Genomic DNA, 15,515 nt, shown 5'->3' with positions numbered 1-15,515 from the left:
CATCACCCGCAAGTAACCGACACGAGGAATGACGATGAACCTGCAAGACTGGACCGGACGGCAGGAAGTCCGCACCGACCTGCTGAGCCCCACCCCGTATGCCGCGCTGGCGGCGACGCTGGACCGCGACCCGGCCCTGCCGGAACCCGGCACGGTATTGCCGCCCCTGTGGCACTGGCTGTATTTCCTGCCGCTGCACCGCCAGTCGGAACTGGGACACGACGGCCATGCGCGCCGCGGCGGCTTTTTACCGCCGGTGCCGCTGCCGCGCCGCATGTGGGCCGGCGGCCGCTTCACGTTTGCCCGTCCGCTGCGCATCGGCGATACGGTGGAACGCACGTCCACCATCGAGCGGGTCGAGGAAAAATCCGGCCGCAGCGGCGCGCTGGTATTTGTCACCGTGCGCCATGAATTGCGCAGCAAGGGTGAACTGGCGCTGACCGAATACCACGACATCGTGTACCGCAACGCACCGGACGCCGCCGCCCCGGCGCCCGTCACGCCCCCGCAGGCGGCGCCCGCCAGCGCGCAATGGGAACGCAAGGTGACGCCGGACGACGTGCTGCTGTTCCGCTATTCCGCGCTGACCTTCAATGGCCACCGCATCCATTACGACCGCAACTACGTGACCGGCACCGAAGGTTATCCGGGCCTGATCGTGCACGGCCCGCTGATCGCCACGCTGCTGCTGGATTTGCTGCGCGATGCGCTCCCCGGCGCGCGTGTGGCCACGTTTGCCTTCCGCGCGCTGCGCCCCACGTTCGACCTCGAACCGTTTTACGTCGGCGGCGCGCCGCGGCCCGACGGCTCGATCCACCTGTGGGCGCGCGACGCCGGCGGCAACCTCGCCATGGACGCCACCGCCACCCTGGAGGAAGCGCCATGAGGCCATTGGAAGGCATCACTGTCGTCACGCTGGAACATGCGATTGCCGCGCCGTTCGCGACCCGCCAGCTGGCCGACCTGGGCGCGCGCGTGATCAAGGTCGAGCGCCCCGGCGTCGGCGATTTTGCCCGTGGTTACGATGAACGCGTACGCGGGCTGGCGTCGCACTTCGTGTGGACCAACCGCTCCAAGGAAAGCCTGACGCTGGACGTCAAACATCCGGACGCGCACGCCATCCTGCAGCGCCTGGTGCTGGAAGAAGCCGACGTGCTGGTGCAAAACCTGGCGCCCGGCGCGGCGGCCCGCCTGGGCCTGTCGTATGAAGCGCTGTCGGCGGCGCGGCCCGATTTGATCGTCTGCGACATTTCCGGCTACGGCGGCGACGGCCCGTACCGCGACAAGAAGGCGTATGACTTGCTGATCCAGAGCGAATCGGGCTTCCTGTCCGTGACGGGCACGCCGGACGAGCCATCCAAGGCGGGGCCGTCGATCGCCGACATTGCCGCCGGCATGTACGCCTACTCCAATATCCTGGCGGCGCTGCTGGAGCAAAGCCGCACCGGTAAAGGCCGCCACATCGATATCTCCATGCTGGAAGCGCTGGTGGAATGGAACAGCTACCCGCTGTATTACGCGTTTGACGGCGCGCCGCCGCCGGCCCGCACGGGCGCCAGCCACGCCACGATTTATCCGTATGGCCCATTCCCCGCCGGCGACGGCAAGACCGTCATGCTGGGTCTGCAAAACGAGCGCGAATGGGTGCAGTTCTGCGAACACGTGCTGCTGGCGCCGGAGCTGGCCGGCGACCCGCGCTTCGCGGGCAATGCCCGCCGCAACGCGGCGCGCGCCGAACTGCGCGCCCTGATCGTGGCTGCCTTTGCGCCGCTGACCGCGGCGCAGGTCGTGGAACGGCTGGAACAGGCCGGCATCGCCAACGCCAATGTCAACACCATGCACGACGTCTGGGCGCATCCGCAATTGCAGGCGCGGGGCCGCTGGAGCGCTGTCGATACGCCGGCCGGTCACGTGCCGGCGCTGCTGCCGCCCGGCGCGTCGCCCGTGCACCCGCCCCGCATGGATCCGGTGCCGGCGCTGGGCCAGCATACGGATGCCATACTGGCGGGCCTGGGCCTGACAGCCGGCGACATTGCCGCGCTGCGCGCCGGGGGGGCGCTGTGAACACCGCCGTGGACCGCAGCTACCTGTTCGTGCCCGCCGACCGGCCGGAGCGCTACGGCAAGGCGCTGGCCAGCGGCGCGGACGCCGTCATTATCGACCTGGAAGATGCCGTCGCCCCCGAAGCCAAGGCGACGGCGCGCGCCGCGCTGCTGGCCTGGGCCGCCGACCAACCCGCGCTGGCGGCCAGGATCTGGATCCGCATCAATGACGACACCACGCCGTGGTTCGCGGCAGACCTGGCGCTGCTGCGCGCGGTGCAGCCGGCCGGCGCCATGTTGCCCAAGGCGGAAAGCGCGGCGCAGGTGGCGGCCGTGACGGCCGTGCTGCCTCCCCATGCCGGCGTGATTGCCCTGATCGAAACCGCGCGCGGCGTGCACGAAGTGGACGCGGTGGCCACGGCGCCCCGTGTCGTGCGCCTCGCGTTCGGCACGCTCGACTATGCGCTCGACTTGAATTTGCCGGATGCGTCGGAGCTGGCGCCGCATCCGGGCCACCCCGCCGTGCAGCATGACTGGCGCGGCCTGGCCTACCCCGCCAGCCGCATCGCCATCGCCGCGCGCCTGGCCGGCCTGCCGCCGCCGATTGCCGGCGTGACCGCCGCCATCAACGATGCCGCCGCACTGCTGGCCGACTTCAACCTGGCCCGCGCCTGCGGCTTCGGCGCCAAGCTGTGCATCCACCCGGCACAGATCACGCCAGTGCACGACGCGCTGGCGCCCACGCCGGAACAGGAAGCGTGGGCCCTGCGCGTGCTGGCCGTGCTGGAGTCAAACCAAAGCGGCCACGGCGGCCAGGGCGCCGCGCGCGTCGACGGCCGCATGGTGGACCGCCCGTTACTGCTGAAAGCCCGCGCCCTGCTGGCGCACCGCAACCAGCCTGCCCCATTACCCATCAAGGAGACGACAGCATGAGCACCACCATCATAGACTCCGCCATTTTCGGCGATATCTTCAGCACCGGCGCCATGCGCGCGGTCTGGTCCGACCGCAACCGCACGGCCAAATACGTGCAGATCGAAGCGGCGCTGGCGCGCGTGCAAGGGCGCCTGGGCATCATTCCGCAGGAAGCGGCCGATGAAATCGTGCGCAACTGCCACATCGATAAAATCGACATGGCGAAACTGGCGGAACAGACGCGCCGCATCGGCTACCCCATCCTCGGCGTGGTGTCGCAAATCAATGCGCTGTGCCGCGATAAACTGGGCGAATTTTGCCACTGGGGCGCCACCACGCAAGACATCACGGATACCGCCACTGTGTTGCAATTGCGCGACGCGCTGGACCTGGTGGAAGCGGAACTCGACGGCGTGGCCGCCGCGCTGGCGGCACTGGCGGAGCGCCACCGCGACACGCCGATGATCGGCCGCAGCAACCTGCAGCAAGCGGTGCCCATCACGTTTGGCTACAAGATGGCGGGCTTGCTGAGCGCGGTGGAACGCCACCGCGAGCGCCTGGCGCAATTGCGCCCCCGCTTGCTGGTGGGCGAATTCGCGGGCGCCTCCGGCACCCTGGCCTCGCTGGGCGACGGCGGTCTGCCGACGCAGCAAGGGTTGATGGAAGAACTGGGGCTGGGCCAGCCCGACATCGCGTGGCACACGATCCGCGACAACATCGCCGAAGTGGGCTGCTTCCTCGGCCTGGTCACGGCCACGTTGGGCAAGCTGGCCACCGACGTCAAGCTCATGATGCAGACCGAAGTGGGCGAAGTGTACGAGCCGTTTGCCCATGGCCGCGGTTCCAGCAGCACCATGCCGCAAAAGCGCAACCCGATTTCCTGCTGCTACATCCATGCTAACATCAGCGTGGTGCGCCAGCACGTGGCCGCACTGCTGGACGCCAACGTGGCGGACCACGAACGCTCCACCGGACCATGGGAGATCGAATGGATCGTGTTGCCGGAAATCTTTTGCCTGACAGCCGGCGCGCTGGCGCAGTCGCGCTTCGTGCTGGAAGGGCTGGAAGTGGATGCGCAACGCATGCGCGCCAACCTCGACATGACGCAAGGCCTGGTGGCGTCAGAAGCCGTCATGATGGGCCTGGGCCCTTACCTGGGACGCGAATACGCGCACGACCTCGTCTACGACCTGTGCCGCGCAGCGCTGCAGCAAAACCGTCCGCTGCTGGACTTGCTGGCCGAACATCCCGAAATCACTGCTCACCTGGACCGCGCCGCGCTGGCGGAACTGTGCGACCCGGCTAACTATCTGGGCTTGTCCGGCGAGATGGTGGACCGCGTGCTGCGCGCCCGCGCCGCCCGCAACCACTCCGCATAAATTTTTTCAACCGGCCCGCCAGACGGGCCATACCTACACCTATAAGAGACATCCATGAATAAATCCCTGATCGCCGCAACCCTGGCTGCCGTTTTCCCGTTTGCCGCGCTGGCGCAATCCAATGTCGCCATCTACGGCGTGGTGGACGCCGGCCTGGTGCGCGAGACCGGCGGCCCGGCCGGCAACGTCACCAACCTCAGCAGCGGTATGGCGTCCGGCTCGCGCATCGGCTTCAAAGGCAAGGAAGACCTGGGCGGCGGACTGGCCGCCACCTTCTTGCTGGAAAACGGCTTCAACGCGGACACCGGCGCGGCCGGCCAGGGCGGCCTGCTGTTCGGCCGCCAGGTGTTTGTCGGCCTGCAAGGCGGCTTTGGCGCCGTCACCCTGGGACGCCAGTACACGCCGTACTACAAGGCGCTGCGCGACGTGGGCGATCCATTTGGCGCCGTCAGTTTGGCGGGCCGGGCCGGCAACCTGATGGCCACCAATACCCGCACCGACAACCTGGTGGAATACGTGACGCCATCGCTGGCGGGCTTCACGGCGGACGTCGCGTACGGCGCCGGTGAAACCGCCGGCAACAGCGCGAAAAACCGCACGCTGAACGGGGCGCTGGCGTATGCACAGGGACCGCTGAACGTGCAGTTGGCATACCACAGGCTGGACAACGCTGCCGCCACCGACCGCACCCGTAACACGTTACTGGCGGCCAGCTACAACTTCGGCCCCGTCACCGCGCAAGGGGGCGTGGCGGTGAACCGTGGCGCCGGCACGGCCAGCAGCCGCGACATGGTGCTCGGTGTCACCGTGCCGCTGCATACCGGCAAACTGCTGGCGTCCCACGTGCGTCACGACGACCGCACCATCGCCGGCAAGGATGCCAGCCAGTGGGGCATCGGTTACAACTACCCGCTGTCGAAGCGCACGGATATCTACAGCGCCTATGCCCGCATCCACAACCACAAGGGTTCCGGCTTCACGGTGGGCAATGCGACCGACAAGGGGAGCGGCGACACCGCATTCGACCTGGGCTTGCGCCACACGTTTTAATGCGATGGCCGGAACAGCTTCTGCGCAAAGTGGTACAGGTTTTCCGCCCAGCTTTCGCGGTCGTGTCCATATCCATCGACGTGCCACACGTGCTGCACGCCCTGCTCCCGCAGGCGGCGGTGCAGCCCCTGCGACACATTGATCAACCCATCCTGGTTGCCGCACGATAGATACAGCAGCCGCGCCGGGGCCGCCAGGCTGGCGGGGCTGGTGTTGGGGGCGGCGGAAAATCCCGCCACCCAGCCAAACGTGTCAAGGTGACCCAGGCCGAAGTTCAGCGCCTGCCCGCCCCCCATCGACAGCCCGGCAATGGCGCGCTGCCCGCGCTCCGCCATGACCGGGTACTGCCGCTCGACGGCAGGGATCAGCGACGCCAGCAAGTCCTGTTCGAACAGGGCAAAGCCCAGCGCATTTTCCGGCGTAAACGTGCGCTCCGGCGTCGGTGCACGGTCGTCGGGCAGCGCGCGGCCATTCGGCATGACCACGATCATTGGCGCCACTTTGCCGTCCGCCATCAAGTTGTCGAGGATGACGGGGGCACGCACATACCAGTGCCATTCATGCTCATTGCCGCCGATGCCGTGCAGCAGGTACAGCACCGGATAGCGCTGCTGCGGGTTATAACCGGGCGGCAGGTAAATATTGGCGGTGCGCCGGGTGCCGGTCACGGCGGATTCATAGGTGAACGGCGCCACCGTTCCTTGCGCCGCGCCGGGCCGCGCCACGTCGAAACCGGCCGGCGGCGCGGCAAAAGCGCGCACGTCGTCCGGCGCCAGCACCACCGGGCGCGCGAAGTTGGCGCGCGCCTGCGCGGCGCTGACGGCTTCGCTCTGCGGCGCGGTCGCGGCGCATCCAGCCAGCAAGGCCAGGGACAGCAGGCTGACCACACGTAATTGCCGGCCCTTCGGCGCCGGCGCCAACTTCAACGGATGCATTACTCAGGCTCCTTGCAGTGAATAAGGTTGTCCCCGTCCGGCGCCGGGCCATTCCGGGGGATCGTCTGCCAGCGCGTGCCGCGGCGGCAAGGAAATCACGGCGGCCAGTGCGCCGGCAATCACAAGGGGAGCGAATCGGTAGAACATGGGCTGTCCATCAGGAGCTGGCCTGCTGCATCAACCCGGCGTGGGACTCGCGGTGCAGGCGGGGCTGCACCACCGGCACCGTCAGCATCGTGCTGGCGGCCGCCATCAGCAGCAATGCGGTGAACATATCACTGGTGATGATTTGCTTGTCCAGCAGGATATTGGCAAAAATGATTTCAATCAGGCCCTTGGTTTGCAGCAGCCAGCCGATGATGGACGCTTCGCCCTGCTTCCACTTCAGCATTTTCCCCGCCAGGTGGGCGCCGGCCAGCTTGCCGCCGACCGAGGCCAGCAACAGCAGCCCGGCCACGAAGAACACCGGGTAGCTGCCCGCATCCCACTTGGTGCGCAGGCCGGTGCTGAGGAAAAACACCGGCATCAGCACCAGCAGCACGTGCTTGAACAGCATGTCGAGCTTGCGCTGTTCGAACCAGTGCGCGTCCATCACGACGCCGGCCAGGAATGCGCCCACCATGAAATGCAGGCCGGCCCAGTCGGCGCCGAAGCCGCACAGCGCCAGCCAGATCAGCGAGACATACCAGCGGTCGTCTTCGCCCAGCCTGGCCATCAGGCGCCGGAACAGCGGTGTCAATACCGCGAACGCCAGCAGGAAACCGGCCTGGCGGCCCATGCGTTCCCAGTCCAGCAGGATGATGGCCAGCACGCCCCAGATCGCCACGTCGTCGAGGCTGGCATAGCGCAACAGGCGCTGCCCCATGGGCTGGCGCAGGATGTCCAGTTTTTCCATCAACAGCACCAGCACCGGCAGCGCCGTCACGGCGCACGCCATGCCGATCCCCAGCAGGAATTGCCAGTTCTTGCCCTTTACCCCCATCCAGCCCTGATAGCCCAGCAACAGCATCGCGGCGGCGCAGCCGAACAGCAGCGGCACGCCCAGCGCAAAGCCGGCCGTGGTGGCGCTTTCGCGGCGGTATTGCCAGACTTTTTTCAAGTCCAGCTCCATGCCGGCCAGCATCACGAACAGCATGACGCCCCACCATGCAATGCCGTTCAGCGATTGCACCACGGGCGCCGTAAACACGAATTGGTAGTAGTCGGGGAAGGCCGCGCCCAGCACGCCGGGACCCAGCACAATGCCGCCGATAATCTGGACGATCACCAGCGGCGCGAAATAATCGGTCTTGCAGAAGCGCCACACCAGATACGGTGCGGTGAAAATCAGCAGCATCGCCAACAGGAATATTTCAGTGGTATTCATGCGTACCTCACCGGACGAACGGGAAACAAAAGGAGCGCCGCTGCGCGGACTGCGCGGCGGCGGGTGCGTCAATGACTGACGGGCACGGGCTTGATCGCCGCGGCGGGCGAATCGAGCTCGAGGGCAATCACGGTATCCATGTCGTCGCGCGCCGCCGGCGCCACCGACAATTCAATGCCTTGGGCGGTTTGCGTGAAGCCGGCCTTGCCGCCGCCCAGCACCGACGCGCGCACCACCCTGGCGGGAATCGGCGGCAGCGCCAGCTTGTCCTTTTTCCAGTCCAGCACGTGGACATAGACCGTGTTGCCACGGTGGGTCGACGCGCCATAGTCGGCCGGCAGGAACGGGCCGCCGCGCGTCTCGTAGATGCTCTGGCCGTACTTGCCCAGCCAGGCGCCGATCTCGCGCAGGCGCTCCACCTGCGGCGCATCGATGCGGCCGTCGGGGCGCGGCCCGACATTAAGCAGCAGGTTGCCATCGCGTCCGGCCACCTTGGCCAGCAACTGGATGTAATGCTTGAGCGGCTTGACTTGCGCATCGGCCTGGTAGCCCCAGGCCCCGGCCATGGTGGTGGCCAGTTCCCACGGCTGCTGGTTGTCGAAATCGCCCAGCGCGCCATCGCCTTCACGGGTATGGAAATCCTCCGGCATGTCGGCGCGGCCATTCATCAGCACCTGGGGCTGGGCGCGGCGGATCGCCGGATACAGCTTGTCGTGCTGCCAGCTGAAGCCGCCCTTGTAGTGCCCGTTGTAGCGCACCGCCCACTTGGGGACGGCGCCCGCATCCTTCCATTCGGCGCCGAAATTCAGCCAGTCGGTCTCGCCGGCGTCAAACCACAGCACGTCGATCTTGCCGTAACTGGTCATCAGCTTCTCGACCTGGCGGTGGTATTGCGCGCGCATGGCTTCCGCGCTTTCGCGCTGCAGGTCGGGGAAGAAGTAGCCGGGGAAACGCCAGTCGAGCGGCGAGTAATACAGGCCGACGCCCAGCCCGGCTTTGCGCACCGCCTTGACGTAATCGGCCACCAGGTCGCGGCGCGCGGCGGTGTTGACGCTGGTGAACGGGTTGGCGCCGTCATCGAACAGTGCAAAGCCGTCGTGGTGGCGCGCCGTCAGCACCATGTATTTCATGCCCGCCGCCTTCGCCACTTCGGTCCAGCTGTCGAAATTCAAGCCGTCCGGCTTGAACTGGTCGGCCAGTTTGGCGTACTCGTTGACGGGAATCTGTTCATTCCATTGCACCCATTCGCCGCGGCCGGGGACCGAATACAGGCCCCAATGGATGAACATGCCGAAGCGCGCGCCGCGCCACCATTTGATGCGTGCGGCCGGGTCTTCGTCCTTGAGCCTTGCCATCGGATGTTCCGGCGCATAAGACTGCGCCAGCGTATCGGCCGCCGGGACAGCCAGTGCGGCGGCCAGCAGCGCGCCGGACAGCAGCGCCGTCGCCGCGGAAAAACGGGTTTTCATTGTTTATTGCCTCCTGTTATGGAAGCAATTGTGCTGGCGGCGCCCGGCGCAGGCAATTATAAAAACCGCCAGCACCCCGAACGATATTCCCCAGCGCCCCCGCTCAGGCGGCTTGCGCGGCGCGTTCCCTGGTGCGGATCGATTGCAGCAGCGTGCTGCGGGCGGAATTCAGGTGGATGCGCATGCCCTCGAGGGCGGCGGCGATATCCCTCCGGGCCAGCGCGCGCAGGATGTCAAGGTGCTCATGGACCGCGTACTGGTTGCGCGCCATTTCCTCGCCCTTGTCCCACTGGTAGTGGTAGTGGAACACCAGCGACACGATATCGTAAAAGCCCTGCGCAAAGCGGTTGTGGAGCAGGCCGATCAGGAACGTATGGAAGTCGCGGTCGAGCGCGGGGAAGTCCTTGTGGCGCGCCGGCATCACCGAACCCAGCTTTTCATGCCGCGCAATCAGTTGCTCCAGCGTGGCAAACGCCGGGTCGCCCGCCGGCAGCGTGGCGAAGCGCTCGATCGCGGCCAGTTCGAACATCTGGCGCACATCGGCCACTTCCATCGCAAACGACCGGTCGAAGGCGCACAGGCGCCAGCCGCCATGCGGCTTTTTCTCGATCAATCCGTAGCGGGAAAATTCAATCATGAATTCGCGCACGCTGATGGTGCTGACCCCGGCCGCGCGCGCCAGCTCCGCTTCCGTGAATTCGGCGCCGGGCGGCAAGTCGCTGTGGTAGATACGCTCCATCAACACTTCCCGGACCCGGTCGGAACCGCTTTGCAATTCGGCGTCGTCGAAATAATCGTCCGGCGCCGGCTTGCGCAGCAGGCGGCGCTCCTTCAGGCCGCCGATCAGCCCGCGCTCGTGAAAATAGGCCAGCGCGCTGCGGATCGCGGTCCGGCTGCCATCGCACAGCGCAGCCATCTGCTGTTCCGTGGGCAGCGCGTCGCCGATGGCCACTGCGCTTGCAATGTGGTCGAGCAGCAGATTGGCGCTGCGCCGGAAGACGGTAGGAGGTCGGGCCATGAAATGAAATGTCGCCGGCAAGGCGATGGAATTTAGCGGATACGCGCGCATTTTACAACATCGCCAAGCCCCCTCAGGCCCGCTGCGGGCGGTTGGCATTTTTTATTGGCGCTGCTGGTCATTTTCATGGTTGCACGCCACCATGGCAACCCGCACAATCGTCCCATGAAACCACATATTGTCTGCTTCGGCGAATTACTGTTGCGCATGTCCGCCCCCTCCGGCGAAATGCTGCTGCAAACCCCGCGCCTCGATGTCTGCATCGGCGGCGCGGAAGCCAACGTCGCCGTCTCGCTGGCGCGTTTCGGCCACCGCGTATCGCTGGCCAGCGCCCTGCCCGCCAACGCGCTGGGCGAGGCCGTGCGCGACGGCGTGCGCGCGCACGGCGTCGATACCCGCGCCATCCACTTCGCGCCAGGCCGCATCGGGCTGTACTTCCTGACGCCCGGCGCGGTGCTGCGCCCTTCGGAAATCGTCTACGACCGCGAAGCATCAGTGTTCGCGCAAACCGATCCAGCCATCTATCGCTGGCCGGAATTGCTGGCCGGCGCAACCTGGCTGCACGTATCCGGCGTCTCGCCGGCCGTGGGCGAACGCGGCGCCCAGGCCGCGCTGGACGCAATGCGCGCGGCCCGCGCCATGGGGATCAAGGTGTCCTTTGACGGCAATTACCGCGCCTCGATGTGGGCCCGCCAGGGCAACGACGGCGCCGACGTGCTGTGCGAACTGATGCGGCACGCCGACCTGGCCTTTGCCGACCAGCGCGACATCGCGCTGGTTTTGCGGCGCCCGGAACTGGCGAACGGCAGCCGGGCCGACGCCATGGACGCGGCTTTCGCGGCGTTCCCTCAGCTGGAACGGGTCGCCGCCACCATCCGCGTCCAGCACAGCAACGCACGGCACGACCTGGCCGCGACGTTGTACACACGGGCCGGGTCCATCAACACGCACGAATACGCGGTGGATGGCATTGTCGACCGGATCGGCACCGGCGACGCCTTTGCCGCCGGCGTGCTGCATGGGCTGCTGCGCGGCTGGAACAATCACGGTGCGCTTGGCTTCGGGCTGGCCGCCGCCGTGGTCAAGCATTCGATTGCCGGCGATTTCAACCTGGCCAGCGAGGCGCAAGTGCAGGCCGTCTGCGCGGGGGGGCTGGACGTGCGGCGCTGAGTGTACCGCGTACGGTATGTATGTTATATTTAAAGCACATTCCTACACCCTCACAGGACACCCGAACATGTCATTCCGCTTCACCGCCCCGGCGCTTGCCGTGGCCATGCTGGCAGGAGCGGCAGGCGCCGCACCTGCCGCACCTGCGGTTCAGGCCAGCGCCGCCGCGCTGACGCTGCATTACGAACAGCCCGCCGCCGTCTGGACCGAGGCGCTGCCGATCGGCAATGGCAGGCTCGGCGCCATGGTATTCGGCCGCCCCGGCGACGAATTGCTGCAGTTGAACGAAGCCACGCTGTGGAGCGGCGGCCCGGTCGGCGCCAAACTCAATCCCGGCGCCTATGACGCCCTGCAGCAAACCCGCAAGGCCCTGGCGCAGGGCGATTATGCGGAAGGCGCGCGGCTGGTGCACCAGATCCAGGGCCCTTACACGGAAGGCTATCTGCCGCTGGGCGACCTGAAACTGCGCCAGGACCTGAAAGGCGCTGGCGCCACCGGCTACCGCCGCGACTTGAATATCCGCGACGGCATCGCCACCACCACTTTCTCCGTCAACGGCGTGCGCTACCAGCGCGAAATGTTTGCCTCCGCCCCGGACCAGGTCATCGTGGTGCGCCTGACGGCCGACCAGCCGCGCGCGCTCAGCCTCGACCTGGAAACCGCCAGCGAATTGCGCGGCAACAGCCAGGCCGCCGATGGCGCGCTGGTATTCCAGGGCAAGGCCCCGGCCCATGTCGTCCCGTCCTACGTCTCCGACCCGAATCCGGTCGTGTGGGACGACCCCGCCGGCTGCAAGGGCATGCGCTTTGAACTGATCGTCAAGCCCGTCGTCAAGGACGGCGCCGTCGACGCCAGCGGCGGGCGCATCGCGATCCGCGACGCCTCCGAAGTGGTGTTGCTGCTGTCGGCCGCCACCAGCTTTAATGGCTACGACCAGTGCCCGGACAGCGCCGGCCGCGACCAGCATGCGCTGGCGCAGGCCCACCTGGCGCGCGCCGCCACGCGCACCTATGGGGAATTGCGCGCCGCCCACGTGGCGGACTTCCGCCGCCTGTTCGACCGCATGACGCTGTCGATCAACCCGGAGGAAACCGACCGCAGCGCGCTTCCCACCGACCGCCGCCTGGCCGAATTTACCGCCGGCCAGGCCGATGCCGGGCTGGAAGCGCTGTACGTGCAATTCGGCCGCTACCTGCTGATTTCGTCATCGCGCACGCGCAACGCGCCGGCCAACCTGCAAGGCATCTGGAACAATTTCGTGCGTCCGCCATGGAGCAGCAACTACACCACCAACATCAACGTGCAGATGAATTACTGGCCGGTGGAAAGCGCCAACCTGAGCGAATTGTTTACGCCGCTCGATGACCTGATCCGCAACCTGTCCGTGGCCGGCAAGGAAACCGCCGCATCGTATTACCACGCGCCGGGCTGGACCGTGCACCACAACTCGGATATCTGGGCCACCAGCAACCCGGTGGGCGACTATGGCAAAGGCGATCCCAAGTGGGCCAACTGGGCCATGGGCGGACCGTGGCTGGCGCGCCACCTGTGGGACCATTACCAGTTCACCGGCGACCGCGCTTACCTGCGCACGGCCTACCCCGTCATGAAGGAGGCGGCGCGCTTTGCGCTGGCATGGCTGGTGCCGGACGCCGACGGCAAGCTGGTCACATCGCCGTCGACGTCGCCGGAAAACGCCTTCTTTTACGGTAACAACCAGACCGGCGTGGTCAGCGTGGCGTCCACCATGGACCTGGCCATCACGCGCGACCTGTTCGAGAACGTGGAAGCGGCGGCCCGCGAACTGGGGACCGATGAAGCGTTCCGCACCCAGTTGAAGGCGGCCAGGGAGAAATTGTTCCCGTTCCAGATCGGCGCCCGGGGCCAGCTGCAGGAGTGGTACAAGGATTTCAATGAGACCGAGCCGCACCACCGCCACGTGTCGCAACTGTATGCGCTGCATCCGGCCAGGGTGATTTCACCGTTCGCGACGCCGGAACTGGCCGCCGCGGCCCGCCGCACACTGGAACTGCGCGGCGACGACGGCACCGGCTGGGCGCTGGCGTGGAAAGTCAACATGTGGGCGCGCCTGCTGGACGGCAACCACGCGCACCTGCTGTACCGCAACCTGCTGCGCCTGACCCAACCCGGCGACCACCATGGCGGCGCCTACGCCAACCTGTTCGACGCCCATCCGCCGTTCCAGATCGACGGCAACTTCGCCGGCACGGCGGGCGTGATCGAGATGCTGCTGCAAAGCCAGAACAACGAGCTGCACCTGCTGCCGGCACTGCCGGACGCATGGCACGAAGGTGCGGTCAACGGCATGGTCGGGCGCGGCAACTTCGAGGTCGATATTGCGTGGAAAGACGGGCGTCTGCGGCAAGCCCGCGTTACCGCCCGCCAGGACGGCCCGTGCGTGCTGCGCACGGCAGCGCCGGTGGCGGTGGACGGAGTGCGGGCGCGCAGCCAGCGCGGCGCGATCGGCTACACGCTCGCGTTCAGGGCAAAGAAAGGGAAATCCTACCTGGTGCGCCCCGCTCAATAGCGTCGGGACACGCATGGCGGATCCGGAAGATCCGCCGCACCCCATACCAATCATCCTACCTGTGAGCATGCCTTGATGAAAAAACCTCTCACCCTCTTCCGCTGCGTGCTGTTCATAATTTCCTTCTTCACCTTTTTCACCAGTGCAAGCGCCCAGAATCCGCCTGGCAAGCGGGACTCGCTGTATTCGGAAATTCTGAAAGAGGAACGAACGATCCAGGTGCTCTTACCTGAAAACTATAAACCCGGATCAGCAGAAAAATATGACGTCTTGTACATCCTGGATGGCGAATGGAGCCTGAAATTCATTTCCCCCATACAACAGTTTATACAGGAGAATGCCGGCATGCCGCCGATAATCATGGTGGCCGTATGGAATACCAACCGGGATCGCGATCTTTTGCCGACACGTATCGCTCAAAATGCCGTATCGGGTGGATCGGACAAGTTCCTCGCATTCCTCAAGAGCGAGCTGATTCCCCACATTAATAAATCATACCCCGCCACTGGCAACAATATTTTGTATGGCCATTCTCTTGGTGGTCTGTTTGCCATGCATGCACTGCTCTCCGAACCACAGCTCTTCAACTCGTATCTGGCCGTCGACCCGAGCTTTTGGTGGGATGATAATGCCATCGGAAAAATCGCTGCGGATAAATTAAGTAAAGCCGCACTGTCAGGAAAATCGCTCTTCATTGCCGGACGCGAAGGGGATGGCTTGAAACAGATGGGCATTCCAGTGATCGACGCCGCCTTGAAGAGCAAGGCGCCGAGCGGCTTGAACTGGAAGGTTGCCGCCTATCCGGATGAGCACCATGGATCGGTCAGGCTGAAAGGTGTCTATGACGGACTGAAATTTTTCTACGAAGGCTACAGTAACCAGGCTGTCGAATTTCATCCGATGAACGGCACGATCCTGAAAGATAAGCCTTATAAAATCTACTATGCCGGCTCGCCGGAAGCGATTCGATCAGTGCATTACACAACCGATGGCAGCGAACCTACCGCGTCATCCGCAAGAATGGAATTCGAGAACACGTTTACCAACAACGCAAACATTTCCGCGAAGTTGCTTGGCCGTTACGACCGTTATAATAAAACCACGGTTGGCGAGTTTAAAATTGGAAATGCCCCTGCTGCCGGTGCGAAGCCGAAAAATGCGAAACCGGGCGGCTTCCATTATTCGTACTACGAAGGAGAATGGGAAACATTGCCGGATTTCGAAAAGCTGACTCCCGTCAAAACCGGCATTGCCAACAAAGATTTCACCCTGGCTAAACTTCCACGCCAGACCAATTTTGGGCTCGTGATCGATGGCCATATCGAGATCAAAAAGGAAGGCTATTATATTTTTGCGCTGGATTCGGATGATGGCTCAAGATTATCCGTGGGCGGCAAGCAGCTGATTGCCCACGACGGCCTGCATGGCAATGGCAGTCCAAAAAGCTACCTGGTACCGCTGGAGAAGGGATTTTACCCAATCCGCCTGGAATACTTCCAGCAAGCCGGCGGCGCATCCCTCATGCTGCACTATGTGGTGCCCGGCGAGGAAAAGCCGCATCCAATTCCTGTTCCGTTTGAACTGCAATACAGCGCCGGTTGACCGGCGGGCCCGCATCATCCG

Annotated in this window: 12 protein-coding genes; 8 read left to right on the top strand and 4 right to left on the bottom strand. The window is 65.2% G+C overall.

The features are described from left to right. Positions 1-34: 34 nt before the first annotated feature. The 5 genes from GJ700_RS12985 to GJ700_RS12965 are packed head-to-tail and all read left to right on the top strand — an operon-like array spanning position 35 to position 5,386. Positions 35-886 carry an HTD2 family dehydratase gene (locus GJ700_RS12985; protein ID WP_154374361.1) on the top strand — a complete coding sequence of 284 codons (852 nt, stop codon included), beginning with the start codon at positions 35-37 and terminating at the stop codon, positions 884-886. Continuing rightward, on the top strand, positions 883-2,064 hold the full coding sequence (locus tag GJ700_RS12980; RefSeq protein WP_154374359.1) for a CaiB/BaiF CoA transferase family protein: 1,182 nt from the start codon (positions 883-885) through the stop codon (positions 2,062-2,064). The genes GJ700_RS12985 and GJ700_RS12980 overlap by 4 nt, the downstream gene beginning before the upstream one ends. After that, positions 2,061-2,975 (top strand): HpcH/HpaI aldolase/citrate lyase family protein, encoded by a 915-nt coding sequence (locus GJ700_RS12975; RefSeq protein ID WP_371867935.1) that lies wholly within the window; start codon positions 2,061-2,063, stop codon positions 2,973-2,975. The genes GJ700_RS12980 and GJ700_RS12975 overlap by 4 nt, the downstream gene beginning before the upstream one ends. Then, positions 2,972-4,336, top strand: a complete 1,365-nt coding sequence (pcaB, locus tag GJ700_RS12970; RefSeq protein ID WP_154374357.1) for a 3-carboxy-cis,cis-muconate cycloisomerase — start codon at positions 2,972-2,974, stop codon at positions 4,334-4,336. Before GJ700_RS12975 ends, pcaB begins: the two co-directional genes overlap by 4 nt. Positions 4,337-4,390: 54 nt before the next feature. Continuing rightward, complete coding sequence (locus GJ700_RS12965; RefSeq protein ID WP_154374355.1) at positions 4,391-5,386, top strand: porin; 996 nt, start codon at positions 4,391-4,393, stop codon at positions 5,384-5,386. On the opposite strand, the gene GJ700_RS12960 is transcribed toward GJ700_RS12965, so the two are convergent. The 4 genes from GJ700_RS12960 to GJ700_RS12945 all read right to left on the bottom strand — a co-directional run bounded on the left by GJ700_RS12960 (position 5,383) and on the right by GJ700_RS12945 (position 10,174). Then, positions 5,383-6,321, bottom strand: coding sequence for an alpha/beta hydrolase (locus GJ700_RS12960; RefSeq protein ID WP_154374353.1), 939 nt, complete (start codon positions 6,319-6,321; stop codon positions 5,383-5,385). The two genes, GJ700_RS12965 and GJ700_RS12960, sit on opposite strands and share 4 nt — an antisense overlap. Positions 6,322-6,478: 157 nt before the next feature. Then, positions 6,479-7,687 (bottom strand): cation:proton antiporter, encoded by a 1,209-nt coding sequence (locus GJ700_RS12955; RefSeq protein WP_154374351.1) that lies wholly within the window; start codon positions 7,685-7,687, stop codon positions 6,479-6,481. Positions 7,688-7,755: 68 nt separating this feature from the next. Then, entirely contained in the window at positions 7,756-9,156 is a 1,401-nt protein-coding gene (locus tag GJ700_RS12950; protein ID WP_154374349.1) for an alpha-L-fucosidase, read from the bottom strand. A 103-nt stretch (positions 9,157-9,259) separates the two neighbouring features. After that, positions 9,260-10,174, bottom strand: a complete 915-nt coding sequence (locus GJ700_RS12945; protein ID WP_154374347.1) for a GntR family transcriptional regulator — start codon at positions 10,172-10,174, stop codon at positions 9,260-9,262. 165 nt (positions 10,175-10,339) lie between these two features. Between GJ700_RS12945 and GJ700_RS12940 the strand changes: the two genes are divergently transcribed. The 3 genes from GJ700_RS12940 to GJ700_RS12930 all read left to right on the top strand — a co-directional run bounded on the left by GJ700_RS12940 (position 10,340) and on the right by GJ700_RS12930 (position 15,494). Further along, positions 10,340-11,344, top strand: coding sequence for a sugar kinase (locus tag GJ700_RS12940; protein WP_154374345.1), 1,005 nt, complete (start codon positions 10,340-10,342; stop codon positions 11,342-11,344). Between the two features lie 67 nt (positions 11,345-11,411). Further along, entirely contained in the window at positions 11,412-13,892 is a 2,481-nt protein-coding gene (locus tag GJ700_RS12935) for a glycoside hydrolase family 95 protein (protein ID WP_229506969.1), read from the top strand. A 75-nt stretch (positions 13,893-13,967) separates the two neighbouring features. After that, positions 13,968-15,494 (top strand): alpha/beta hydrolase-fold protein, encoded by a 1,527-nt coding sequence (locus tag GJ700_RS12930; RefSeq protein WP_154374343.1) that lies wholly within the window; start codon positions 13,968-13,970, stop codon positions 15,492-15,494. The last annotated feature ends 21 nt before the right edge of the window (positions 15,495-15,515 follow it).

Origin of the sequence: Pseudoduganella rivuli (assembly GCF_009674485.1) — a bacterium.
In the GTDB taxonomy this organism is placed as follows: Bacteria; Pseudomonadota; Gammaproteobacteria; order Burkholderiales; family Burkholderiaceae_D; genus Rugamonas; species Rugamonas rivuli_B.
This window is presented reverse-complemented; position numbering and strand designations above follow the sequence as displayed.

Coding starts and splice junctions, on each gene's coding strand:
- GJ700_RS12985 (WP_154374361.1), top strand. CDS start 35: ATGAACCTGCAAGACTGGACCGGACGGCAGGAAGTCCGCACCGACCTG.
- GJ700_RS12980 (WP_154374359.1), top strand. CDS start 883: ATGAGGCCATTGGAAGGCATCACTGTCGTCACGCTGGAACATGCGATT.
- pcaB (WP_154374357.1), top strand. CDS start 2,972: ATGAGCACCACCATCATAGACTCCGCCATTTTCGGCGATATCTTCAGC.
- GJ700_RS12965 (WP_154374355.1), top strand. CDS start 4,391: ATGAATAAATCCCTGATCGCCGCAACCCTGGCTGCCGTTTTCCCGTTT.
- GJ700_RS12960 (WP_154374353.1), bottom strand. CDS start 6,321: ATGCATCCGTTGAAGTTGGCGCCGGCGCCGAAGGGCCGGCAATTACGT.
- GJ700_RS12955 (WP_154374351.1), bottom strand. CDS start 7,687: ATGAATACCACTGAAATATTCCTGTTGGCGATGCTGCTGATTTTCACC.
- GJ700_RS12950 (WP_154374349.1), bottom strand. CDS start 9,156: ATGAAAACCCGTTTTTCCGCGGCGACGGCGCTGCTGTCCGGCGCGCTG.
- GJ700_RS12945 (WP_154374347.1), bottom strand. CDS start 10,174: ATGGCCCGACCTCCTACCGTCTTCCGGCGCAGCGCCAATCTGCTGCTC.
- GJ700_RS12940 (WP_154374345.1), top strand. CDS start 10,340: ATGAAACCACATATTGTCTGCTTCGGCGAATTACTGTTGCGCATGTCC.
- GJ700_RS12935 (WP_229506969.1), top strand. CDS start 11,412: ATGTCATTCCGCTTCACCGCCCCGGCGCTTGCCGTGGCCATGCTGGCA.
- GJ700_RS12930 (WP_154374343.1), top strand. CDS start 13,968: ATGAAAAAACCTCTCACCCTCTTCCGCTGCGTGCTGTTCATAATTTCC.